Source organism: Cellulomonas sp. URHD0024 (assembly GCF_000426185.1).
Classification (GTDB): Bacteria; Actinomycetota; Actinomycetes; order Actinomycetales; family Cellulomonadaceae; genus Cellulomonas.
Genome location: NZ_AUEW01000001.1, coordinates 776,325 through 797,226, shown reverse-complemented (window position 1 = coordinate 797,226; position 20,902 = coordinate 776,325). Strand labels below are relative to the sequence as shown.

Sequence of the window (20,902 nt, the reverse complement as noted above, 5' to 3'; positions counted from 1 at the left end):
GGCGCGCCGGTACGGTGGGGCACCGTGATCGTCCCCCTCGCGCTGCTCGTCGTCGGCCTGTGCGCCGTGCTCGGCGCCTGGGCCCTGTGGTTCGTCGTGCGCGACCGCGCCGTGGTCCTGCGTCAGCTGTGGGGCGGTGCGGTGGTCGAGGCGGTGCTCGTGGTCCAGGCGATCGTCGCCGGAGTCCTTGCCGCCACCCAGGCTCCGGACGTCGACGGGGTGCTCCTGTGGGGGTACGTCCTGACGCAGCTGCTCATCCTGCCGATCGCCGCAGCGTGGGCCTTCGCGGAGCGCACCCGGTGGAGCAGCGTCGTGCTGCTCGTCGGCGCACTGACCGTCGCATTCCTGGAGTACCGACTCCTGCAGATCTGGGGGACCGTGTGAAGACCCGTTCGACCGCCAGCGGACCGGGACGCCTGCTCGTCGCCGTCTACGGCATCCTCGCGCTGGCCGCGACTGCACGCGGCCTCTACCAAGTCGCGACGAAGCTCCACGAGGCGCCCGTCGCCTACCTGCTCTCGCTCGCCGCGGGACTGGTCTACATCGTCGCCACGATCGCCCTGGCGAAGGACTGGCGGACTGCCGCGTGGTGGGCGGTGAGCATCGAGCTCGTCGGCGTCCTGACGGTGGGTGTCCTGTCCCTGACCGTCGTCGACGACTTCCCTGACGAGACCGTGTGGTCGGCGTTCGGACAGGGCTACGGCTACATCCCGGTGATCTTGCCGTTCCTCGGGCTGCTCTGGCTCTGGCGGACCGGCCGACCCGCGGAGACCACCTAGGGTTGAGTGCGTGTACCGCCTGCTCTTCGACGTCGTATTCCGCCGCATGGACCCCGAGCGTGCGCACGAGCTCTCGTTCGGCCTGATCCGTGGGGTCGCGCGTGTCCCGCTGCTGCGAGGACTCGTCGCCCGCGTGTTCGCGCCGCCGGCACAGGGTGCGGTCCAGGTGTTCGGCCGTCGTTTCCCGTCCCGGTTCGGCCTCGCCGCCGGGTTCGACAAGAACGCCCAGGGCATCCTCGGCATGACGATGCTGGGATTCGGCTTCGTCGAGGTGGGGACGGTGACCGCGCACCCCCAACCGGGGAACGAGCCGCCGCGGCTGTGGCGGGTGCTCGAGCAGCGCGCACTGCGCAACAGGATGGGCTTCAACAACGAGGGTTCCGCCGAGGTGGCAGCGCGCCTGCGCCGGCTGCGTGCGACTCCGGCAGGTCGTCGGCTCGTGGTCGGGGTGAACATCGGCAAGACCAAGGTCACGCCGACCGAGCAGGCGCCTGTCGACTACGCGGCGAGCGCCGGACGGCTGGCTCCCTATGCGGACTACCTCGTGGTCAACGTCTCCTCCCCGAACACACCGGGCCTGCGTGACCTGCAGTCCGTCGAGGCGCTGCGCCCGATCCTGGAGGCGACGCGTGTCGCGGCCGACGAGGCGACCGCGGCGGCGGGCAAGCCTGCGGTCCCGCTCCTGGTGAAGATCGCGCCGGACCTGTCCGACGAGGACGTCGACGCCGTTGCCGAGCTCGCGGCCGAGCTCGGGCTCGAGGGGATCGTCGCGGTGAACACCACGATCGCCCACGACCTCGGCGCGGGTGGCCTGTCGGGTCCGCCCGTGCTGGCCCGCGGGCTGGACGTGGTCGCACGCCTGCGCAACAGGCTTGGCCCGGAGGCGGTGATCGTCGGCGTCGGCGGCATCACGACGGCGGCGGACGCGCGCGAGTACGTCGCCGTCGGCGCGACCCTGGTCCAGGCCTACACGGGCCTGATCTACCAGGGCCCGTTCTGGCCGTCCCGCATCAGCCGCGCGCTCGGTGCCGACCAGGCCCTCCGATCGCCCGCGCAACGCAGGGCGGTCGCGTGATGGTGCTCCGGCCGCAGTGGGAGTGGCGGTTCGACGGTGCGGACACCGAGCCGGTCAGCAGCCCGGTGAGCCCCGTCTTCACCACCCAGTACGACGCCGAGCAGTGGCTGGGGGAGCACTGGCGCACCCTCGCTGCGCAGGGCGTGCACGCGGTCCGCCTGCTGCACGAAGGCACGCAGGCGACACCGACGCTGACGCTGCCCTACACCTAGACCATGGCGTGCACGCGGGCCGCACCGCGGCCCGGCTCGGTGATGCCGAGGTTCGCCCACGCGTCCGCGAGCGCCGCGACGCCGCGGCGCAGCTCGTCATGGGACGTCGTGAACGGGACCCGCAGGTTCTGCTCGAAGCTGCCGTCCACGCCGAAGGCCGTCCCGGGCACGATCCGCACGCCGTGCCGGACCGAGATCGCGGCGAGTGCGCTGGAGGCCGGTGCGCCCAGATCGACCCACAGCGACAGGCCGCCGCGCGGGAGCTCGAAGTGCCAGGAGGGCAGCCGGTCGAGCAGCAGGCCGGCCAGGAGGTCGCGGTGCTCGCGCAGGACGGCGCGTCGGCGGTCGAGCAGGTCCACGGGCCGCGCGAGAAGCTCGGCGACCACGAGCTGCTCGAGCAGCGGCGTGCCGATGTCGACGGTCGCACGCGCCGAGGCCAGCCGGGCCACGAGGTCCGGGTGACCGCGGACCCAGCCGACCCGCAAGCCGCCCCAGAACGACTTGGACGCCGACCCGATAGAGACGACGAACGCCGACCCGGTCCCGTCGCCGGCGAACGACGAGGGTGCGGGCCCGTCGATCGTCAGCTCGGTCAGGACCTCGTCGCCGACGACGGTCGTGCGGTACCGCCGAGCCAACGCGCGCACGGCGGCGCGCTCGTCGTCGTCGAGCGAGGTGCCCGTCGGGTTGCGATGGTCGGGCACCAGGTACACGAGCCGGGGGGCGACCTGGCGGATGGTCGACTCGAGCAGGTCGATGTCGAGCCCACGCTCCCCGGACGGCACGGGCACCGGACGCGCGCCGGCGCCCCGGACCACCTCGATCGCGTGCGGGTAGGTGGGGTGCTCGACGACGACACGGTCACCCGGGCCGGCGTGGGCGTGCACGAGGAGGTGGATCGCCTGCTGCGCACCCGTGGTCACCAGGATCTGGTCCGGCGTCGTGGGTGTGCCGCGGACCGAGTACCACGCGGCGATGGCCTCGCGCAGGACGGTCAGCCCGAGGGGCGCGTACCCGGTCCCCGTCAGGTGACGGGGGAGTGCGTCGAGTGCCGCGAGGTAGGCGCTGTGCAGCACGGACGGGGCCGACGGAGCCGCCATCGACAGGTCCACGACGCCCGGCTCGTCGTCGTGGGGCTTCGGGAACGTCCCTCGTGCGCCGCGATCGCTCGGCAGCGTGGTGACGGTGCCGGAGCCGCGCCGACTGGCCAGGTAGCCCTCGTCGCGAAGCAGTCCGTACGTGGCCGTGGTGGTGGTCCGGGAGATCCCGGCGGCCTCAGCGAGCTCGCGTTCGCTCGGCAGGCGGGTGCTGAGGGGAACCGAGCCCGACAGGATCGCCGCACGCAGCGCGTCCGCGAGAGCGATGTAGGCCGGGCCGGGACGCTGCCAGGCACCGAGCACGGACTGCAGCCGCCGGCCGCTGATCCGGCGGTCGGCCGGCAGGTCGGTCATCGTCATGGAGCCACTCTTGCACAAGTGGCTATGTCCAGGAAGGCCAATCGCCGCGCAGGCTTGGCGACCATGGACATGTGGCTATCGATTATTCTGATACTCGTGCTGACAGCGTCGATCGTGACCGCCACGACGGCGATGCGGCGTCGGCGTCGTCCTCGACCGCAGCGTGAGCCGCGGTACGGGTGGACCGAATGGAACTTCCGGTGACCCGCAGGTCCGGGCAGCTCCTCGGTGGGCTCGTGCTCTACGCGGCGTCGATCGCGATGGTCGTGCACGCCGGGCTGGGCTCCATGCCGTGGGACGTGCTGACCCAGGGGATCGTCGCGCACACGGGTCTGTCGTTCGGGATGGTGACGCTGCTGACCGGCGTCGTCGTCCTGACCTGCTGGATCCCGCTGCGTCAGCGCCCGGGTATCGGGACGGTGGCCAACGTCGCGGTGATCAGCATCCTCGTCGACCCGTTCCTCGGCGTTCTCGACCGGCTGCCCGACCCGCTGCCCCTCGGTGCGCGCGGCGCGCTGGCGGTCGCCGGGATCGTCCTCAACGGCCTGGCGACCGGTCTCTACGTCGGCGCCCGCCTCGGGCCGGGTCCGCGCGACGGGCTGATGACGGGTCTGGTCGCGCGGACGGGCTGGTCGATCCGGCTCGTCCGCACCGGGATCGAGGTCGTCGTGATCTCCGCCGGATGGATCCTCGGGGGCACCTTCGGGCCTGCCACGGTGCTGTACGCGGTGGCCATCGGACCGCTCGTGCACGTGTTCCTGCCGCGGTTCACCGTGCCGACGGCCGACGCCGCGGCTGCGGAGCCGGCCGTCGTGCCGGTCTGAGGATCAGCGCGGACCCGGCGCGCCCAGGGCCGTCTCGGCGGGGTCGTTGACGACCGAGTCGCCCAGGACCGTGTCGATGCGCTTGAGGAGCTCGGGCGGGATGACGACGCCGGACGCCTTGACGTTCTCCGTGACCTGCTCGGGACGAGAGGCGCCGATGATGGCGGAGGCGACGTTCGTGTTCTGGAGCACCCAGGCGACGGCCAGCTGAGCCATCGTGAGGCCGAGCTCGTCCGCGACGGGCCGCAGCTTCTGGACGCGCGGGAGCACCTGCGGGCGAGCGAGGATGCGCCCGATGAACCCTGCGCCCCCCTTCTCGTCGGTAGCCCGCGACCCGGCGGGCACGGGCTGATCGGGCAGGTACTTGCCGGTGAGCACACCCTGCGCGACGGGGGACCAGACGATCTGCGAGAGGCCGAGCTCGGCCGACGTCGGGACCACCTCGCCCTCGATGACCCGCCAGAGGGCCGAGTACTGCGGCTGGTTCGAGACCAGGTGGATGCCGAGCTCCTGGGCCAGGGCGTGCCCGGCACGGATCTGGTCCGCGGTCCACTCGCTGACCCCGATGTAGAGAGCCTTGCCGGCACGGACGACGTCCGCGAACGCCTGCATCGTCTCCTCGAGCGGCGTGGACTGGTCATATCGGTGTGCCTGGTACAGATCGACGTAGTCGGTCTGCAGGCGCTGCAGCGAACCGTCGATCGACTCGAGGATGTGCTTGCGGGACAGGCCCGAGTCGTTTGCGCCGCCGGGGCCGGTCGGCCAGTAGACCTTGGTGAAGATCTCCAGACTGGCACGCCGTTCGCCCTTGAGCGCCTCGCCGAGGACGCTCTCGGCCTTGGTGTTCGCGTAGACGTCCGCGGTGTCGAAGCTCGTGATGCCCGCGTCGAGCGCGGCCCGGACACACGCCTTCGCGGTGTCGTTCTCCACCTGCGAACCGTGCGTGAGCCAGTTGCCGTAGGTGATCTCGGTGATCTTGAGGCCGGAGCGGCCGAGGAAGCGGTAGGAAACCATTCCTCGACCCTAGCTGGGGTACTGGCCGCGCTTCACCTGGGGCTTCGGCAGGCGGGACCGGCGGATCTGGAGCGCTCGCGTCACCGTGTAGAACGGCGCGCCCTTGAGCGCGACGTCGGCGCCGAACTTCGCCTTCAGACGCTTCTTCGTGCTGCGCCACAGGAACCAGGAGTCGATCGAGAACAGGATCATGTAGGCGTACAGCGCCAGGATCGCGCCGAAGGCGATGGGCGTCTGCTGGAACGCGAACTGGAGGACGATGAGCGCCACGGCGACCGGGAGCACGAACTCGCCGAGGTTCCAGCGGGCGTCGACGACATCGCGCATGAACCGCCGCTGCGGGCCGCGGTCCTTGAGCGGCATGTGCTTCTCGTCGCCGGTCTGCATCGCCTGGTACTCGAGGCTCCGCTGCTTCTTGCGGTCGTCGGCCTGTGCACGGTTCGCGCCCTTGCGGTCCGTGCTCACCAGGGGACGCTTGTTGGCCGCCTCGGCCTCCTTGCGCTTCGGCGTCGGTCGCCCCTTGCCCACGGGCTCGCTCGGGCCCTCCGACAAGGCGGGCTGCTGGTCATTGCTGCGTCCGGGCACGACGCCAGGGTAGTCGAGTAGCGTGCTGAACCGTGACTGACATCGCTTCCGACGAACGGACCGAGGCGTTGCGTCTGCGGACGACGGACCTCTTCGGTGCCCTGCGCGCAGATCTCGAGGCGCTGGTGCGGATACCCAGCGTGTCGAACGCGGAGTTCGACCAGGCGCACGTCGTGGCGAGCGCGGATGCGGTCGCGGGCCTCCTGCGCGGGGTCGGCTTCGACGACGTCCAGGTCCTGCAGGTGGACGGGGGCGCGCCGGCGGTCGTCGGCCGACGCCCGGGACCTGTCGGTGCCCCGACCGTCCTGCTCTACGCGCACCACGACGTCCAGCCACCCGGCGAGGACGCCGACTGGCAGAGCCCGCCGTTCGTGCCGACGGAGCGCGCCGGCCGGCTCTACGGGCGTGGCGCTGCCGACGACAAGTCCGGGGTCATGGCGCACGTCGGAGCGTTGCGCGTGCTCGGTGACGAGCTCGCGGTCGGTGTGACGGTGTTCGTCGAGGGCGAGGAGGAGATCGGCTCGCCCACGTTCCTGCCCTTCCTCACCGCCCACCGGGACCTGCTCGCTGCCGACGTCATCGTGGTCGCCGACTCGAACAACTGGGCCGTAGGAGTTCCGGGACTGACGACGTCGCTGCGCGGGCTGGTCGACTGCGTCGTCGAGGTGGCCGTGCTCGACCACGCGGTGCACTCGGGCATGTTCGGCGGAGCAGTCCTCGATGCGCCCACCCTGCTGGCTCGCCTGATCGCGACGTTGCACGACGATGCCGGCGACGTCGCCGTCGCCGGGCTGGTGCGCGCGCCCGACCCGACCGTCGACTACGACGAGGCCGCGTTCCGAGCCGACGCTGGTGTGCTCGACGGCGTCCGACTGGCCGGTACCGGGCCGATCACGGCTCGACTCTGGACGCGGCCCGCGATCGGTGTCATCGGTCTCGACGCACCCCGGGTCGCGACCGCGTCGAACACGATCACGCCGCGCGCCTCGGCCAAGCTCTCCGTGCGCATCCCGCCCGGTCAGGACCCCACGGCGGCGATGGCCGCGCTGCGCACCCACCTGCTCGACCACGCGCCGTTCGGCGCCCACGTCACCGTCACCGACGGCGAGGCCGGCAAGCCGTTCCAGGCGCCGACCGACTCGCCCGCGATGCAGGCTGCACGGTGGGCCTTCGCCCAGTCGTGGGGGATTGAGCCGGTCGACATCGGCGTGGGGGGATCGATCCCGTTCATCGCCGAGCTGCTCGACGTGTTCCCGAAGGCATCCATCCTGGTCACAGGCGTGGAGGACCCGGACAGTCGAGCGCACGGAGCGAACGAGTCGGTGCACCTCGCAGAGCTGGCCAAGGTGGTGCTCGCCGAGGCGCTCCTGCTCGAGAAGCTTGCTCAGGCCTGAAGGGTGTCCACCACGACGAAGTGCTCGACGACCGGGAACGGGTCGTAGAAGTGGTGCAGAAGATCGCGCCACCGGGCGTACTGCGGCGAGCCGCGGAAGCCGACGGTGTGCGCCTCGACCGACTCCCAACCCATGAGCAGCAGGTAGGAGCCGGGGCTCTCGACGCTCCGTGAGACCCGCACCCCGCGGAAGCCGGGGATCTCGGCGAGGAGGGGCAGCGCCTGCTCCAGCGCACGCTCGAATGCCTCGTGCTGGCCGGCCCTGACCGGCAGCAGGGCGTGCTCGAGCACCGGGGCGGCGAGCAGGTCGCTCATACCGGGGGCTGCGGGTCGTACTGGATGCCGCGGCGGACGTCGCGTGCCACGTCGACGGACTCGAGGCGCGCGACGAGATGCAGCGCCAGGTCGATCCCGGCCGACACCCCGGCCGACGTGACGAGGTCGCCGTCGTCGACGAACCGGGCCTCGGTGTCGGCGAGCACGTCCGGTTCGAGCTCGAGCAGCTCGTCGAACGCCGCCCAGTGCGTGGTCGCGGGGCGACCGCTCAGGAGACCGGCGGCCGCGTAGACGAGTGCGCCGGTGCAGACGCTGGCAAGGACCGGAGTGGTCGCGCGCATCGCGTGCACCCACGCCAGGTGCTCCGGCTGACGCAGCAGGAGACGTGTCCCGTGGCCGCCGGGGTAGACCAGGACGTGCAGCGGTCCGAGGGCTGCCACGGAGGCGTCGGGCACCAGCCGGAGGCCCTTGGCGCACACCACGCCGCCACCGTCCTGCGAGAACGTCAGGACCTCGGGGTGCAGCTCGGAGTGGTCCGCCCAGTACTTCAGCACCTCGTAGGGTCCGACGACGTCCAGCTCCTCGGCGCCGTCGAACACGAAGATGCCGACGCGCAGCCCGTTCCCCGTGGACACGTCAGTACCCGGGCAGTGCGAGCATCTGGTCGAGGGCCACCCGCGCCCAGTGCGCGACGTCGGCGTCGACGACGATCTGGTTGACGGTGCGACCGGCCAGCAGCGACTCCATGGCCCAGACGAGGTGCGGCAGATCGATCCGGTTCATGGTCGAGCAGAAGCAGACCGTCGAGTCGAGGTAGTGGATGTTCTTGTCCGGGTGTGCGGTCGCGAGACGACGCACGAGGTTCAGCTCGGTGCCGATCGCCCACGACGTGCCGGGCTCGGCCGCGTCCAACGCCTTGATGATGTACTCCGTCGAGCCCACCAGGTCCGCAGCGGTGACGACCTCGTGCTTGCACTCGGGGTGCACGAGGACCGTCACGTCGGGGACCGCCGCCCGGATGTCGGTGACGTTGCGCTCCGAGAAACGTCCGTGGACCGAGCAGTGCCCGCGCCACAGGATCATCCGGGCGTCCCGCAGCTGCTGCGTGGTCAGCCCGCCGCCAGGCTTGCGCGGGTCGAACACCACGCAGTCGTCCAAGGAGAGCCCGAGCTGCAGCACGGCCGTGTTCCGGCCGAGGTGCTGGTCGGGCATGAACAGCACCTTGCCGCCGCCGCCCACCCCGCCGACCTGGTCGAACGCCCACCGCAGCGCCACGTGCGCGTTCGACGACGTGCAGATGGTGCCCCCGTGACGTCCGGTGAACGCCTTGATGGCAGCCGTCGAGTTCATGTACGTGACCGGCACCGTGGCGTCGGCGATCCCCGCGTCCACGAGCACGTCCCAGGCGTCCTCCACCTGGTCGATCGCCGCCATGTCCGCCATCGAGCAGCCGGCCGCGAGGTCCGGGAGGATGACCTGCTGGTGGTCGGACGTCAGGATGTCGGCCGACTCGGCCATGAAGTGCACGCCGCAGAAGAGGATGAACTCCGCCTCCGGCCGTGCGGCGGCTTCCCGCGCGAGCTTGAACGAGTCGCCGGTGACGTCGGCGAAGTCGATGACCTCGTCGCGCTGGTAGTGGTGGCCGAGCACGAACGCGCGGGTTCCCAGCGCGGCGCGGGCGACGCGTGCCCGTTCGACGAGGTCCGGGTCGCTGGCTGCCGGAAGGTCGCCGACACACTCGACCCCGCGCTCGGAGGCGAGGTCGATGCCGCGCCCGAGCAGCAGCAGGGCCGACGGAGCCGGCTCGGAAAAGGTGCTGCGATCCGTGGTGACGCTCACGCGCCGATCCTCGCACACGGGCCCGTTGCTGAGAGCCGACGCGGTCCAGCCGTGCCACGATGCACGGCGTGCGCGTCCTCATCGCCCCCGACAGCTTCGGCTCGAGCCTGACCGCCGACGAGGCGGCCGACGCGATCGCCGGTGCCTGGCGCGCGGTCGCGCCGCACGACGACGTGCTCACCTGCCCGCTGTCCGACGGGGGCCCAGGGTTCGTCGCGACGCTGCACCGCGCCCTGGGCGGTTCGCTGGTGCCGGTCACCGTGACGTCCCCGGTGGGTGAGCAGGTTCCGGCCGTCTTCCTGCTCGTCGGCGCGACGGCCTACCTGGAGTCGGCGCAAGCCATCGGGCTGCCGCTGGTGCCCGTCGACCGACGCGACCCCGGCCGGACCACGACCCGCGGGGTGGGCGAGCTGGTGGCCGCAGCCCTCGCGGCCGGCGCAGCCCGGATCGTGGTCGGCCTCGGGGGGTCGGCGACGAACGACGCCGGTGCGGGCGCTCTCGTCGGGCTTGCGGAGGCACTTGGTGTCCCGGGCGTCTCGGCGACCGCTCTGGCATGTGGCGGCGCACCCCTGGGCGCCGTCACGGAAGACGACCTCGCGGGCCTGCGAGCACTCCGTGACCGCCTCCGCAGAGTGGACCTCGTCGTCGCGACCGACGTGGACGTCCCGCTGCTCGGGTTGCAGGGCGCGAGTGCCGGGTTCGCGCCGCAGAAGGGTGCAACACCGCTCCAGGCCCAGGCGCTCGAGCGTGCGCTGTCGGACTTCGCCCACGTCGCGACCTCGGCGCTCGGGGACGCGATCCGTCCCGACCTCATGGCCGGTGCGCGAGCCACGTCGGCGACGACGCGCCTGACCACCGCGCCCGGAGCAGGCGCCGCGGGGGGCCTGGGCTTCGGGCTCGGCCTCGTCGGGGGCCGCCTCGTGCCCGGGTCGGGATTCGTCGCCGAGGCCGTCGGCCTCGACGCGCGGATCGCGGAGGCGGACGTCGTCGTGACCGGCGAGGGGCGGTTCGACTGGCAGTCGCTGCACGGTAAGGCGGCGACCGAGGTCGCGTCCCGAGCGCTCGCGCACGCGGTCCCGACGATCGTGCTCGCCGGCGAGGTGCTCGTCGGTCGACGCGAACTGTCAGCCGCGGGGATCACCGCGGCGTACGCCGTCGGCGAGACGCCGGACGAGGTGCGCGCGGCACTGGAGGCCCCGGCGCAGACTCTCGCCGCCCGCACGACCCGGGTCGCTCGGACGTGGTCGCGGTAGCTCGCACTCGTGGTGCGACGCACCGCACACCGATGATCGCGCGGGGGAGACGTACCCTGGAGGGGAACAACTCGGCGCCGGGTGCTGTTACGCAGACGGTCCAAGGCCGATTGCGCAGACGCACCATCCCGTGAGCCCACTGGAGAGACTATGAGCGAGACCACGCAGACCACGACGCACGGCGTCCTCCTCACCGACGTCGCCGCCGGGAAGGTGCGCAGCCTCCTGGAGCAGGAAGGCCGCGATGACCTGCGTCTTCGTGTCGCCGTCCAGCCCGGTGGATGCTCGGGCCTGATCTACCAGCTGTACTTCGACGAGCGCGTCCTCGACGGTGATGCCGTCAAGGACTACGACGGCGTCGAGGTCGTCGTGGACCGCATGAGCGTCCCGTACCTCGAGGGTGCGACGATCGACTTCGCCGACACGATCGAGAAGCAGGGCTTCACGATCGACAACCCGAACGCCGGCAGCGCCTGCGCGTGCGGCGGCTCGTTCAGCTGATCTGCCTGAGAAGGGCCCCGGCTCGTGGCTGGGGCCCTTTCTCATGCCTGGGTGCGGACCGTGAGCGAGTGGACGCCGTCCGCCTGAGTCGCCTCGACCATGACGTGGCCGCGCATCCGGGCCCAGGCCGGTACGTCGTGCACCGCCGCCGGATCGGTCGCGAGCACCGTCAACGTGCTGCCCACCGGTGCGTCCTTCGCGGCCCGGGCGAGCCGGATCACCGGTGCCGGGCAGCGCAACCCACGGGCGTCGACGACGATCACAGCGCTGTGACCCCCCACGACTCCCGCACCGCCGCGACGATGCCCGGCAGCTCGTCCAGGAATCTGCCCACCTCTGCCGAGCGTGCGCCGCGGGGTAGCGCGAGGCGGATGTTGCCGTGGGTGAGGGCCCCCATGGCGGCAAGGACGTGGCTCGGTTCGAGCGCGCTCGACGTGCACGCCGACCCGGATCCGACCGCGAACCCGCGTGCGTCCAGCGCGCCCAGGAGCGCCTCCCCCTCGACATAGAGGCAGGAGAAGGTCAGGACGTGGGGGAGTCGCTCCACGGCATCGCCCACGACATCGACGTCGGGGACCTCGGCAGCCACCCGCGTGCGCACCGTGTCGATCAGCTCGCGCCGGCGGACGTCGTCCGGCGCACCGGTGGCCACCTGCAGTGCCACGGCCGCGGCGAGCGCAGCGGGGACGCTGACGCCCCCGGGGAACCAGCGGTCCTCGTCGTCGGGCCAGTCGGGGGAGCGACGCACCCCGGCGCGTGTGACGAGCACCCCGAGCCCTCCGGGACCTCCCCAGTCGCCCGAGTCGCCGGCGAGCAGGTCCCAGGCATCACCCACGTCGACGTGTCCGAGGCTCGCGCCCGCATCGACGAGCAGCGGGACACCGGCTGTGCGCGCAGCGTCATGGACGGCCCCGACGGGCTGGAGCGTGCCCACCTCCCCGTTCGCGTGCTGCAGGGCCGCGAGTGCTACCCCAGGCAGGCGGACGACGTCGGCGAAGGCGAGCGCATCCACCCGACCGGTCGAGTCGACGGGCACCGTGACCCGGTGGCCGGCGAAATCGGCGGCATTCAGCACGGCCGCGCGCTCGACGGCGCCCACGACGATGTCGCCACCCACGCGACGACGACCCCGCGCCACCGATCGAACAGCCGCGTGGAGCGCAGCGGTGTGCGACGGAGACAGGTCGACGTCCTGCGTCCGGACGCCCACGACTGCGGCGATCGCCTCCCGTGCGCCGTCGAGCAGCATGCGAGCCCGCCGACCCTCTGCATGCAGCCTGCGCGGGTCCGCCCACCCCTGGTCCAGCGCCTCGACGAACGCGGCGCGGGCCTCCGCGAGCAGCGGAGCGTGCCCGCCGGCGTCGAGGACGACCCGCCCGACAGTGGTGTCGGTCACAACGGGCGCCTCGCGCGGTCGGGTCGTCTCGCGTTCACCACTCGTGCTCACGGAGGCACGTTAACCCCGCGAGGCGCGTGACCAGGCGGGAGACGGTCCTCCCGGACGGCCCGCCGGGCTGTGCACCCCCCGTGCGGACCGGGGCCTGACGTGACGAACGTCGTGCTGACACGGCGTCGTCAAGAGTCGAGCCCAGCACGAAACGCGCGGCCCGGGGCGCTAGGCTGCACCAGTCGAGGACGAAGGTCCCGGACGACGCCACCGCACCATGGGAGCGCCGACGGGACGCGAGTGAGAGGTCCCCCCGTTGCACCCGGACACCCCCCGCCGCACGCGGCGGCCAGCGCTGGTCCTGGCTGGTCTGCTTGCTGTCGCCGTCGTCCTCCTGAGCGGATGCTCCGAGCAGGTGGAGCGAGGCTTCCTGCCTGGCTCGTCGGAGCACGAGATCACCAACCAGACCGGTCGGATCACGAGCCTGTGGGTCGGCTCCTGGATCGCCGCGCTCATCGTCGGCGTCATCACCTGGGGCCTGATCCTGTGGTGCGTCACCGTCTACCGGAAGCGCAAGGCGGACGACACCCTCCCGGTGCAGCTCCGGTACCACGTGCCGCTCGAGATCATGTACGTGATCCTGCCGATCATCATGGTCGGCGTGCTGTTCTACTACACGAACCGCGACACGACGGCGCTCGTCGACACGTCGGCGAAGACCGAGAACCACGTGCAGGTCATCGGCAAGCAGTGGAGCTGGGACTTCAACTACCTCGACGACGACGCGTACGAGACCGGCCAGCACGCGCAGGACGTCGGCAGCGCCGGCACGGGCGTGCTGCGTGACCAGGTCACGCTCTGGCTCCCCGTCGACGAGTCGGTCACGTTCACGCTCAACTCGCGCGACGTCATCCACTCGTTCTGGGTGCCCGACTTCCTCATGAAGATGGACGTCATCCCCGGCAAGACGAACTCCTTCCAGCTCACGCCGAGGGTGATCGGCTTCTACGAGGGCAAGTGCGCCGAGCTCTGCGGTGAGTACCACTCGTCGATGCTGTTCAACGTCAACGTGGTCTCGCGCGAGGAGTACGACACACACATCAAGGAGCTCCAGGAGAAGGGCCAGGAAGGCTCGCTCGGACTCGAGTACAGCCGCCAGCAGGACACCGCGCCCGACGCGGCGAAGGAAGGCGAGAACTGATGGCTGCCGTCGCGGAGCACATCCCCGGACTGGCGCCGTCGCGCCAGACGCTAGGCCGCACGGTGATCAAGTGGATCACCTCCACCGACCACAAGACGATCGGGTACCTCTACCTGATCACGTCGTTCGTCTGGTTCGCCGTCGGCGGCACCCTCGCGCTGCTCATCCGCGCGGAGCTCTTCGACCCGGGCATGCAGGTGTTCCAGTCGAAGGAGCAGTACAACCAGGCGTTCACCATGCACGGCACGATCATGCTGCTGCTGTTCGCGACGCCCCTGTTCGCCGGGTTCGCCAACGTGATCATGCCTCTGCAGATCGGTGCGCCCGACGTCGCGTTCCCGCGGCTGAACATGCTCGCGTACTGGTTCTTCTTCTTCGGCGGCACGATCGCCGGGTTCGGCTTCTTCACACCCCAGGGCGCCGCGTCGTTCGGATGGTTCGCCTACGCGCCGCTGTCCAACACGGTCTACTCACCGGGGCTCGGTGGAGACCTCTGGGTGTTCGGGCTGGCGCTCGCCGGCTTCGGCACGATCCTGGGTGCCGTCAACTTCATCACGACGATCGTCACCATGCGCGCCCCCGGAATGACCATGTTCCGCATGCCGATCTTCACCTGGAACACCCTGGTGACGTCGCTGCTCGTGCTCATGGCGTTCCCGCCGCTCGCCTCGGCACTGTTCGCGCTCGGCGCGGACCGACGGTTCGGCGCCCAGGTGTTCAACCCCGAGAACGGCGGCGCCATCCTCTGGCAGCACCTGTTCTGGTTCTTCGGGCACCCGGAGGTCTACATCATCGCGCTGCCGTTCTTCGGCATCGTGACCGAGATCCTGCCGGTGTTCAGCCGCAAACCGATCTTCGGCTACCGCGGTCTGGTGTACGCCACGATCGCCATCGCCGCCCTGTCGGTGACCGTCTGGGCGCACCACATGTACGTCACCGGATCGGTCCTGCTGCCGTTCTTCTCGTTCATGACGATGCTGATCGCGGTGCCCACCGGTGTGAAGTTCTTCAACTGGATCGGCACGATGTGGCGGGGCAAGATCACGTTCGAGACGCCCATGCTGTGGACGATCGGCTTCCTTGTCACGTTCCTGTTCGGCGGTCTGACGGGCATCATCCTGTCCAGCCCGGCGCTCGACTTCCAGCTGTCGGACTCGTACTTCGTCGTCGCCCACTTCCACTACGTGGTCTTCGGAACCGTGGTGTTCGCCATGTTCGCCGGGTTCTACTTCTGGTGGCCCAAGATGACCGGCCGGATGCTCGACGAGCGCCTCGGCAAGGTGCACTTCTGGATGCTGTTCATCGGCTTCCACACCACCTTCCTCATCCAGCACTGGCTGGGTGTGAAGGGCATGCCGCGCCGGTACGCCGACTACTCGCCAGCAGACGGCTTCACGACGATGAACCAGGTCTCGACGATCGGCGCCGTCATCCTCGCCGCGTCGACGCTGCCCTTCCTCTGGAACGTGTACACGACCTGGCGCAACGCCCCGCTCGTGACCGTCGACGACCCGTGGGGTTACGGCGCCTCGCTCGAGTGGGCCACCAGCTGCCCGCCCCCGCGGCACAACTTCACGTCGCTGCCACGTATCCGTTCGGAGCGTCCGGCGTTCGACCTGCACCACCCTGAGGTGGCTGCCATGGACTTCGTCGAGCCGGATCCCAACCCTGTGCTCGACTGGGAGTCGGACCGCCGCGGCCAGCAGAGCGTCGCCCGCGATCGGATCATGCACGGGACCGGCGAGCCCGAGCAGTCCACAGCGACGATCGTGGATGACGGAGCCGGAACGGACGAGGACGAGACGCGATGAAGCTCGAGACCAAGCTCTTCCTCTACGGAGTTCTCTTCTTCGTACCGGTCGGTCTGATCTACGCCTGGTGGAGCGGTGGCGAGGCGGTCGGGACCGTCGGCATCCCGCTCGTGGGTGGTCTGGTCGGCATGATCGGCGCGTACTTCGCGCTGCTGGGCCGCCGCATCGACGAACGCCCCGAGGACGACCCGAACGGTCAGATCGAGCAGGGCGCCGGCGACCAGGGTGTGTACAGCCCGTGGAGCTGGTGGCCGCTCGTCCTCGGTGTGGCCGCCGCGATCGCGTTCGCGGGGCTCGCCATCGACTTCTGGCTCGTCGGCATCGGCGTCGCCCTGGGTGTCATCGGACTCGTCGGCTGGGTCTTCGAGTTCTCTCGCGGGCAGCACGCGCACTGACGTCCTCACCTGGGTGTTCCAGCCCGTGTGAGCAGGGATTTCGCCCTGCTAGCGTCGACGGCATGAGGCATCCTCGCGCAGTCGTGGCTCGAACCATCCTCCTTGTCGCGCTGGCGGGGGCGGCCTTGACCGCCTGCGCCGGCGACGACTCCTCCGGCTCTTCCCTGAAGTCCACCGACGTCACGGGACAGTGGAACGAGCCGGACTCCAAGCCCTTGGTCGACCTCCTGTTCCTCAAGAACGGGACGGTCAGCGGGTCCGACGGGTGCAACCAGCTGAACGGGACCTGGAAGATCAGTGGCTCGACGGTCGAGCTCGGGCCGTTCACCGCCACGATGATGGCGTGCGGCGACGTCGACACCTGGTTGTCCGGAGCGACGTCGGCAACGATCGACGGCAAGACCATGACGGTCCTGGGGGACAGCGACAAGAAGATCGGAACGCTCGAGAAGGTCTCCTGAGCGCACGACGGCCGTGGGCCCGCACTCGACGACGAGTGCGGGCCCACAGGCGTTGTGCGGGGCGTAGAGAGGGCTAGAGGGCGACGATCAGCCCGGAGGTCTGCGTGCGCGCGCGCTCGAAACGAGCCGCGGCGTCCGACCAGCTCACGATGTTCCACCACGCCTTGACGTAGTCCGCCTTGACGTTGACGTAGTCCAGGTAGAACGCGTGCTCCCACATGTCGAGCACGACGACCGGGACGAGGCCGAGAGCGATGTTGCTCTGCTGGTCGTAGAGCTGCACGATGACGAGCTTCTGGCCGATCGAGTCCCACGCGAGGATCGACCAGCCAGAGCCTTGGATGCCGATCGCGTTCGCGGCGAAGTGCTTCTGGAACGCGTCGAACGAGCCGAAGAACTCGTCGATCGCGGCGCCCAGCTCGCCGGTGGGCCTGTCGCCACCCTCGGGGGAGAGGTTCTGCCAGAACACCGAGTGGTTGACGTGCCCGCCCAGGTTGAAGGCGAGGTTCTTCTCGTGGAGGTTCACCGCGGCGAAGTCGTCGGCGTCGCGTGCCGCGGCGAGCTTCTCGAGCGCCGTGTTGGCGCCGGCGACGTAGGCCGCGTGGTGCTTGTCATGGTGCAGCTCCATGATGCGCCCCGAGATGTGCGGCTCGAGCGCCGCGTAGTCGTAGGGCAGATCCGGAAGCGAGTAGTCAGCCATGCGTGAGTACCTCTCCTGCGTCGGTGTGGGACTGTCCGCCCCTGAGAAACGAAGAAGCGGGCGGCTCGCCGTGACGGCGAGCCGCCCGACTCCTCGGACAACTCTTGCTCAGGATCAGTGATTCCGCCCGTCAGGGGCAGTCTCGTCCTTCGGATCCACGAGGTGCTGGCCACCGCCGACGACGCCGGCCTGGGTGCCCGCGCTTGTCAGCTCGGCAGGGGCGGGCTCGCCGCTCCCGATCGCGTCGTGCTCTCCGTGGGAGTGCGCGGCGACGAGCTCGGCGGGCGTGACCGGCTCGATGCGGTCCTCGTAGAACGTCTCCGAGAGGCGCTGCCGCATGCGGTCCAGCCGGTATCCCTTGCGGCGCACGCCGCGTGAGTCCTCGGCTGGCTCGATCTCCAGCGGACGAGTGTTGTCGTGCTGCACCCGCAGCCACCGCTCGTGCGCGTCGAGGGGCTTGTGCACCTCGATGTACTCGCCGTTGGCGAACCGGACGATGCGACCGGTCTCGTGGCCGTGCAGGACGAGCTCGCGGTCCTTGCGCTGCAGGCCGAGGCAGATGCGCTTGGTGATCCAGAAGGCGAACCAGGGTCCGAGGAAGACCAGGGCCCGGAACGTCCACGTGATGTCGTTGATCGACAGGTGGAAGTGGGTGGCGATCAGGTCGTTGGAACCGGCGAGGATGAGCACGAAGAACGCAGTCAGGAGCGACACGCCGAACGCGGTCCGGAACGGTCGGTTCCTCGGGCGGTCGAGCACGTGGTGCTCCTTGCGGTCACCCGTCGCGAACGCCTCGATGAACGGGTAGAGCGCGAGTGTGGTGAACAAGATCCCGGGGACGACCACGGCAGGGATGAGGACGTTCAGCGACAGCGTGTACTGACCGATGACGACCTCGGCGAAGCCGGGCATCATGCGCAGCGCACCCTCGAGGAACAACATGTACCAGTCGGGTTGGGCGCCCGCGGAGACGATCGACGGATCGAACGGGCCGTAGTTCCAGACCGGGTTGATCGACATCGTCGCCGCCATCAACGCGATGACACCGAAGACGATGAAGAAGTAACCGCCGGCCTTGGCTACGTAGATCGGGAAGAGCGGGTAGCCGACGACATTCTTGTTGCTTCGTCCGGACCCCGGGTACTGCGTGTGCTTGTGCAGCACGACGAAGAACAGGTGCAGCCCGATCAGCGCAAGGATGATGCCGGGAATCAGGAGGATGTGCACGGTGAACATGCGCGGGATGAGCACCTCACCCGGGAACTCGCCGCCGAACAGGAAGTACGAGATATAGCTGCCGATGACCGGGATGGACCGCACCACACCGTCGGTGATCCGCAGGCCGTTGCCCGAGAGCACGTCGTCGGGGAGCGAGTAGCCGGTGAAGCCCGCGGCGAGCCCGAGGATCATCAGCGTGAAGCCGACGAGCCAGTTGAGCTCGCGAGGCTTGCGGAACGCTCCCGTGAAGAACACCCGCATCATGTGCGTGACGATCGAGGCCATGAAGATCAGCGCGGCCCAGTGGTGGATCTGCCGCATGAGCAGGCCACCGCGCACCTCGAACGAGAGCCTCAACGTCGAGGCGAACGCCTCCGACATGTGCTGTCCCTGAAGGGCCACCCACGGACCGTCGTACGTCACCTCGTTCATGCTCGGGACGAAGAACAGGGTGAGGAAGACGCCCGAGATCAGGATGGTGATGAAGCTGTACAGCGCGATCTCACCGAGCAGGAACGACCAGTGGTCGGGGAAGATCTTTCGCGCGAAGACCTTGACGGCGGTGCCGAGGCCGGTGCGCTGGTCGAGGTAGTCCGCGGTGCCGGCAGCAATCTTCTCGACAGGAGAGGGGGTTGATGTCGTCGTCACGTGAGTCGCTCCCAGAAGCTCGGGCCGACGGGTTCATGGAAATCGCTCTGTGCGATCAGATAGCCCTCGTCATCGACGGTGATCGGCAGCTGCGGCAAGGGCCGCTTCGCCGGTCCGAACACGACCTTTGCTCCGTCTGCCACGTCGAACGTTGACTGGTGGCACGGGCACAGGAGGTGGTGAGTCTGCTGCTCGTACAGCGCGACCGGACATCCCACATGGGTGCAGATCTTCGAGTATGCGACGATCCCGTTGTAGGACCAACTCTTCTTGTCCTCGGATTCTTTGAGATCCTCAGGATCGAGTCGGACCAGGAGCACGATCGACTTCGCCTTCTCGTCGAGCGGGTGCTCCTGCTCGTCGAGCTTGTCCGGCTGGACGTGGAAGATCGACCCGATGGTCACGTCCGACGCCTTGATCGGCCGGCCCGTCGGGTCCGTCGTGAGTCGGGTGCCCTTGCGCCACATCGTGTACTTGAACTTGCTGACGTCCCAGTCGCCGCCGACATTGCCGACGATCGGCACGACGATCGCCAGCGGGAAGAGTGCGAGCGCCCCGATCATGGTGCCTTGCAGGAGCCCGCGACGACCGATCGCCGAGTCCGCAGCGCCTTCCTTGAGCACCTCGACGGCAGCCGCACGGGTGTCGTCGGAACTGCGCTGCTCGTGCCGGTCCTCGGCCTTCTCGTGATCGTTCATCAGGGCCTTGCCCCAGTGGACAGCGGCGATCCCGATGCCCAGAAGGGATACGGCCAGGCCGAGGCCGAGGAGCAGGTTCGACCGCAGGATCGTGTGCGGCTGGTCGCCCGGCGGGACCGCGAAGTACGCGATCAGGAAGCCGATGGTGGCGAGGATCGAGATCACGAACAGGAAGACGACCTGACGCTCGGCCTTCTTGTTCGCCTTGGGGTCCAGGTCACCCATGCGGTCGTGGTGCTCCGGGTGGCCGGGGTCCTCGAACCGCTCGGGGTAGGTGCCGTCCTCGCGGAGGATCAGCGAGTTGTCGGTCGTGGCCTCGGGGGCCGGGTCGTGAATGCTCACGAGGACTTCGCTCCGATCCAGACCGCTGCGCCGATGAGCAGGCCGAGCCCGACCACCCACGCCCAGAGGCCTTCACTGACAGGGCCGAGGGCGCCGAGGGTCAGGCCGCCCGGGGACGCGCCGCCCTGCTGGTCGATGAACGCGATGACGTCGCGCTTCTCCTCCGGCGTGATGTTCGCGTCGTTGAACACCGGCATCGACTGCGGGCCGGTGAGCATCGCCTCGTAGATGTGCGTCGGCGTCGTGTCCCACAGCTTGGGCGCGAACTTGCCCTGCGAAAGTGCGCCACCGGCGCCGACCGCGTTGTGGCACATCGCGCAGTTGGTGCGGAAGATCGCCATCCCGTTCGAAGCGTCGCCCAGCTTGGGGTCGACCATCTCCGCGGTCGGGATGGCAGGCCCCGCACCGAGCGACGCCACGTACGCCGCCAGCTGGTTGATCTCCTCCTGCTCGAACTGGACCGGCTTGGCCTCGATCTGCGGGCCGTTCATCTGCGCCGGCATGCGACCGGTTCCCACCTGGAAGTCCACGGCTGCGGCGCCGACGCCGATCAACGAGGGACCACTTGCGGTGCCTGCCGCCGACGGTCCGTGGCACGTGGCGCAGTTGGCTTGGAACAGCTTCTCACCGGTGGCGATGTCGGTGGCGTCCGCCTTCACGGTCGCCGCGCCCGCTGATGTCGGTGCCAGCACCGCGTACAGCGCACCGGTGAGCAGCAGCGCCAGCAGGAGCAGCACGATCGGCGCGCGCCGATCCTGCCTGCGGGCTGCGAGTGCCTTCACGGATCGATCCTCGTCTCGCACGTTGGGGATGGGGGTTCAGCTCTGGCGGGC

24 protein-coding genes are annotated in these 20,902 nt (G+C 69.7%); 12 read left to right on the top strand and 12 right to left on the bottom strand.

Annotated features, from left to right (window positions below):
* Window positions 1-24: 24 nt before the first annotated feature.
* From I847_RS0103750 to I847_RS0103735, 4 genes are read left to right on the top strand one after another with little or no spacing between them, the layout of a single operon-like run.
* Window positions 25-384 carry a hypothetical protein gene (locus tag I847_RS0103750; protein WP_028048624.1) on the top strand — a complete coding sequence of 120 codons (360 nt, stop codon included), beginning with the start codon at window positions 25-27 and terminating at the stop codon, window positions 382-384.
* On the top strand, window positions 381-779 hold the full coding sequence (locus I847_RS0103745) for a hypothetical protein (RefSeq protein ID WP_231384056.1): 399 nt from the start codon (window positions 381-383) through the stop codon (window positions 777-779). The genes I847_RS0103750 and I847_RS0103745 overlap by 4 nt, the downstream gene beginning before the upstream one ends.
* Before the next feature lie 10 nt (window positions 780-789).
* Entirely contained in the window at window positions 790-1,854 is a 1,065-nt protein-coding gene (locus I847_RS0103740) for a quinone-dependent dihydroorotate dehydrogenase (protein ID WP_028048622.1), read from the top strand.
* Window positions 1,854-2,066: a hypothetical protein gene (locus tag I847_RS0103735; RefSeq protein WP_028048621.1), complete on the top strand. Its 213-nt coding sequence runs from the start codon at window positions 1,854-1,856 to the stop codon at window positions 2,064-2,066. Before I847_RS0103740 ends, I847_RS0103735 begins: the two co-directional genes overlap by 1 nt.
* Here the strand turns inward: I847_RS0103735 and I847_RS0103730 are convergent.
* Window positions 2,063-3,523: a PLP-dependent aminotransferase family protein gene (locus I847_RS0103730; protein WP_028048620.1), complete on the bottom strand. Its 1,461-nt coding sequence runs from the start codon at window positions 3,521-3,523 to the stop codon at window positions 2,063-2,065. The genes I847_RS0103735 and I847_RS0103730 overlap by 4 nt on opposite strands.
* 200 nt (window positions 3,524-3,723) lie before the next feature.
* Here I847_RS0103730 and I847_RS21755 point away from each other — a divergent pair, with 200 nt between their 5' ends.
* Window positions 3,724-4,347 (top strand): YitT family protein, encoded by a 624-nt coding sequence (locus I847_RS21755; protein WP_369751699.1) that lies wholly within the window; start codon window positions 3,724-3,726, stop codon window positions 4,345-4,347.
* Window positions 4,348-4,350: 3 nt separating this feature from the next.
* On the opposite strand, the gene I847_RS0103720 is transcribed toward I847_RS21755, so the two are convergent.
* Window positions 4,351-5,361, bottom strand: coding sequence for an aldo/keto reductase family protein (locus I847_RS0103720; protein ID WP_028048619.1), 1,011 nt, complete (start codon window positions 5,359-5,361; stop codon window positions 4,351-4,353).
* A gap of 9 nt (window positions 5,362-5,370) precedes the next feature.
* Window positions 5,371-5,946 carry a DUF3043 domain-containing protein gene (locus I847_RS0103715; protein ID WP_028048618.1) on the bottom strand — a complete coding sequence of 192 codons (576 nt, stop codon included), beginning with the start codon at window positions 5,944-5,946 and terminating at the stop codon, window positions 5,371-5,373.
* 32 nt (window positions 5,947-5,978) lie between these two features.
* On the opposite strand from I847_RS0103715, the gene I847_RS0103710 reads away from it, so the two are divergent.
* A complete protein-coding gene (locus tag I847_RS0103710) occupies window positions 5,979-7,340 on the top strand; it encodes a dipeptidase (RefSeq protein ID WP_028048617.1) in 1,362 nt (453 codons plus the stop codon).
* On the opposite strand, the gene I847_RS0103705 is transcribed toward I847_RS0103710, so the two are convergent.
* Genes I847_RS0103705 through nadA form a run of 3 tightly spaced genes read right to left on the bottom strand, consistent with a single transcriptional unit; the run spans window position 7,331 to window position 9,454 of the window.
* Window positions 7,331-7,654 (bottom strand): antibiotic biosynthesis monooxygenase, encoded by a 324-nt coding sequence (locus I847_RS0103705; protein ID WP_028048616.1) that lies wholly within the window; start codon window positions 7,652-7,654, stop codon window positions 7,331-7,333. The genes I847_RS0103710 and I847_RS0103705 overlap by 10 nt on opposite strands.
* The gene (locus tag I847_RS0103700) at window positions 7,651-8,250 is read right to left on the bottom strand and encodes a DJ-1/PfpI family protein (protein WP_028048615.1); all 600 of its coding nucleotides are present in this window, start codon (window positions 8,248-8,250) and stop codon (window positions 7,651-7,653) included. The genes I847_RS0103705 and I847_RS0103700 overlap by 4 nt, the downstream gene beginning before the upstream one ends.
* A gap of 1 nt (window position 8,251) precedes the next feature.
* A complete protein-coding gene (nadA, locus tag I847_RS0103695) occupies window positions 8,252-9,454 on the bottom strand; it encodes a quinolinate synthase NadA (protein WP_028048614.1) in 1,203 nt (400 codons plus the stop codon).
* Between the two features lie 59 nt (window positions 9,455-9,513).
* On the opposite strand from nadA, the gene I847_RS0103690 reads away from it, so the two are divergent.
* Together I847_RS0103690 and erpA are read left to right on the top strand one after the other, a co-directional pair.
* Complete coding sequence (locus tag I847_RS0103690) at window positions 9,514-10,707, top strand: glycerate kinase (RefSeq protein ID WP_028048613.1); 1,194 nt, start codon at window positions 9,514-9,516, stop codon at window positions 10,705-10,707.
* A gap of 150 nt (window positions 10,708-10,857) precedes the next feature.
* On the top strand, window positions 10,858-11,208 hold the full coding sequence (gene erpA / locus I847_RS0103685) for an iron-sulfur cluster insertion protein ErpA (RefSeq protein WP_028046529.1): 351 nt from the start codon (window positions 10,858-10,860) through the stop codon (window positions 11,206-11,208).
* Between the two features lie 41 nt (window positions 11,209-11,249).
* Here the strand turns inward: erpA and I847_RS0103680 are convergent, their stop codons facing one another.
* Both I847_RS0103680 and I847_RS0103675 read right to left on the bottom strand, forming a co-directional pair.
* Entirely contained in the window at window positions 11,250-11,468 is a 219-nt protein-coding gene (locus I847_RS0103680; protein WP_028048612.1) for a sulfurtransferase TusA family protein, read from the bottom strand.
* Window positions 11,468-12,604, bottom strand: a complete 1,137-nt coding sequence (locus I847_RS0103675) for a cysteine desulfurase family protein (RefSeq protein WP_028048611.1) — start codon at window positions 12,602-12,604, stop codon at window positions 11,468-11,470. The genes I847_RS0103680 and I847_RS0103675 overlap by 1 nt, the downstream gene beginning before the upstream one ends.
* 307 nt (window positions 12,605-12,911) lie before the next feature.
* On the opposite strand from I847_RS0103675, the gene coxB reads away from it, so the two are divergent.
* The 4 genes from coxB to I847_RS21750 all read left to right on the top strand — a co-directional run bounded on the left by coxB (window position 12,912) and on the right by I847_RS21750 (window position 16,463).
* Window positions 12,912-13,796, top strand: coding sequence for a cytochrome c oxidase subunit II (coxB, locus tag I847_RS0103670; protein ID WP_028048610.1), 885 nt, complete (start codon window positions 12,912-12,914; stop codon window positions 13,794-13,796).
* Window positions 13,796-15,607, top strand: coding sequence for a cytochrome c oxidase subunit I (gene ctaD / locus I847_RS0103665; protein ID WP_028048609.1), 1,812 nt, complete (start codon window positions 13,796-13,798; stop codon window positions 15,605-15,607). The genes coxB and ctaD overlap by 1 nt, the downstream gene beginning before the upstream one ends.
* Window positions 15,604-16,002 carry a cytochrome c oxidase subunit 4 gene (locus tag I847_RS0103660; protein WP_028048608.1) on the top strand — a complete coding sequence of 133 codons (399 nt, stop codon included), beginning with the start codon at window positions 15,604-15,606 and terminating at the stop codon, window positions 16,000-16,002. The genes ctaD and I847_RS0103660 overlap by 4 nt, the downstream gene beginning before the upstream one ends.
* Window positions 16,003-16,064: 62 nt before the next feature.
* Complete coding sequence (locus I847_RS21750; protein WP_081680394.1) at window positions 16,065-16,463, top strand: META domain-containing protein; 399 nt, start codon at window positions 16,065-16,067, stop codon at window positions 16,461-16,463.
* Window positions 16,464-16,536: 73 nt separating this feature from the next.
* Here I847_RS21750 and I847_RS0103650 read toward each other — a convergent pair whose 3' ends face one another.
* The 4 genes from I847_RS0103650 to I847_RS0103635 form a co-directional block, all read right to left on the bottom strand.
* Window positions 16,537-17,163, bottom strand: a complete 627-nt coding sequence (locus I847_RS0103650) for a superoxide dismutase (RefSeq protein WP_028048607.1) — start codon at window positions 17,161-17,163, stop codon at window positions 16,537-16,539.
* 114 nt (window positions 17,164-17,277) lie between these two features.
* Entirely contained in the window at window positions 17,278-19,029 is a 1,752-nt protein-coding gene (locus I847_RS0103645; RefSeq protein WP_028048606.1) for a ubiquinol-cytochrome c reductase cytochrome b subunit, read from the bottom strand.
* Entirely contained in the window at window positions 19,026-20,069 is a 1,044-nt protein-coding gene (locus I847_RS0103640) for a Rieske 2Fe-2S domain-containing protein (RefSeq protein WP_369751698.1), read from the bottom strand. The genes I847_RS0103645 and I847_RS0103640 overlap by 4 nt, the downstream gene beginning before the upstream one ends.
* Window positions 20,066-20,851 carry a cytochrome c gene (locus I847_RS0103635; RefSeq protein WP_028048604.1) on the bottom strand — a complete coding sequence of 262 codons (786 nt, stop codon included), beginning with the start codon at window positions 20,849-20,851 and terminating at the stop codon, window positions 20,066-20,068. Before I847_RS0103635 ends, I847_RS0103640 begins: the two co-directional genes overlap by 4 nt.
* Window positions 20,852-20,902: the final 51 nt, after the last annotated feature.

Coding starts and splice junctions, on each gene's coding strand:
- erpA (WP_028046529.1), top strand. CDS start 10,858: ATGAGCGAGACCACGCAGACCACGACGCACGGCGTCCTCCTCACCGAC.
- I847_RS21750 (WP_081680394.1), top strand. CDS start 16,065: ATGAGGCATCCTCGCGCAGTCGTGGCTCGAACCATCCTCCTTGTCGCG.
- I847_RS0103705 (WP_028048616.1), bottom strand. CDS start 7,654: ATGAGCGACCTGCTCGCCGCCCCGGTGCTCGAGCACGCCCTGCTGCCG.
- I847_RS0103730 (WP_028048620.1), bottom strand. CDS start 3,523: ATGACGATGACCGACCTGCCGGCCGACCGCCGGATCAGCGGCCGGCGG.
- ctaD (WP_028048609.1), top strand. CDS start 13,796: ATGGCTGCCGTCGCGGAGCACATCCCCGGACTGGCGCCGTCGCGCCAG.
- I847_RS0103735 (WP_028048621.1), top strand. CDS start 1,854: ATGGTGCTCCGGCCGCAGTGGGAGTGGCGGTTCGACGGTGCGGACACC.
- I847_RS0103720 (WP_028048619.1), bottom strand. CDS start 5,361: ATGGTTTCCTACCGCTTCCTCGGCCGCTCCGGCCTCAAGATCACCGAG.
- I847_RS0103650 (WP_028048607.1), bottom strand. CDS start 17,163: ATGGCTGACTACTCGCTTCCGGATCTGCCCTACGACTACGCGGCGCTC.
- I847_RS0103660 (WP_028048608.1), top strand. CDS start 15,604: ATGAAGCTCGAGACCAAGCTCTTCCTCTACGGAGTTCTCTTCTTCGTA.
- I847_RS0103690 (WP_028048613.1), top strand. CDS start 9,514: ATGCACGGCGTGCGCGTCCTCATCGCCCCCGACAGCTTCGGCTCGAGC.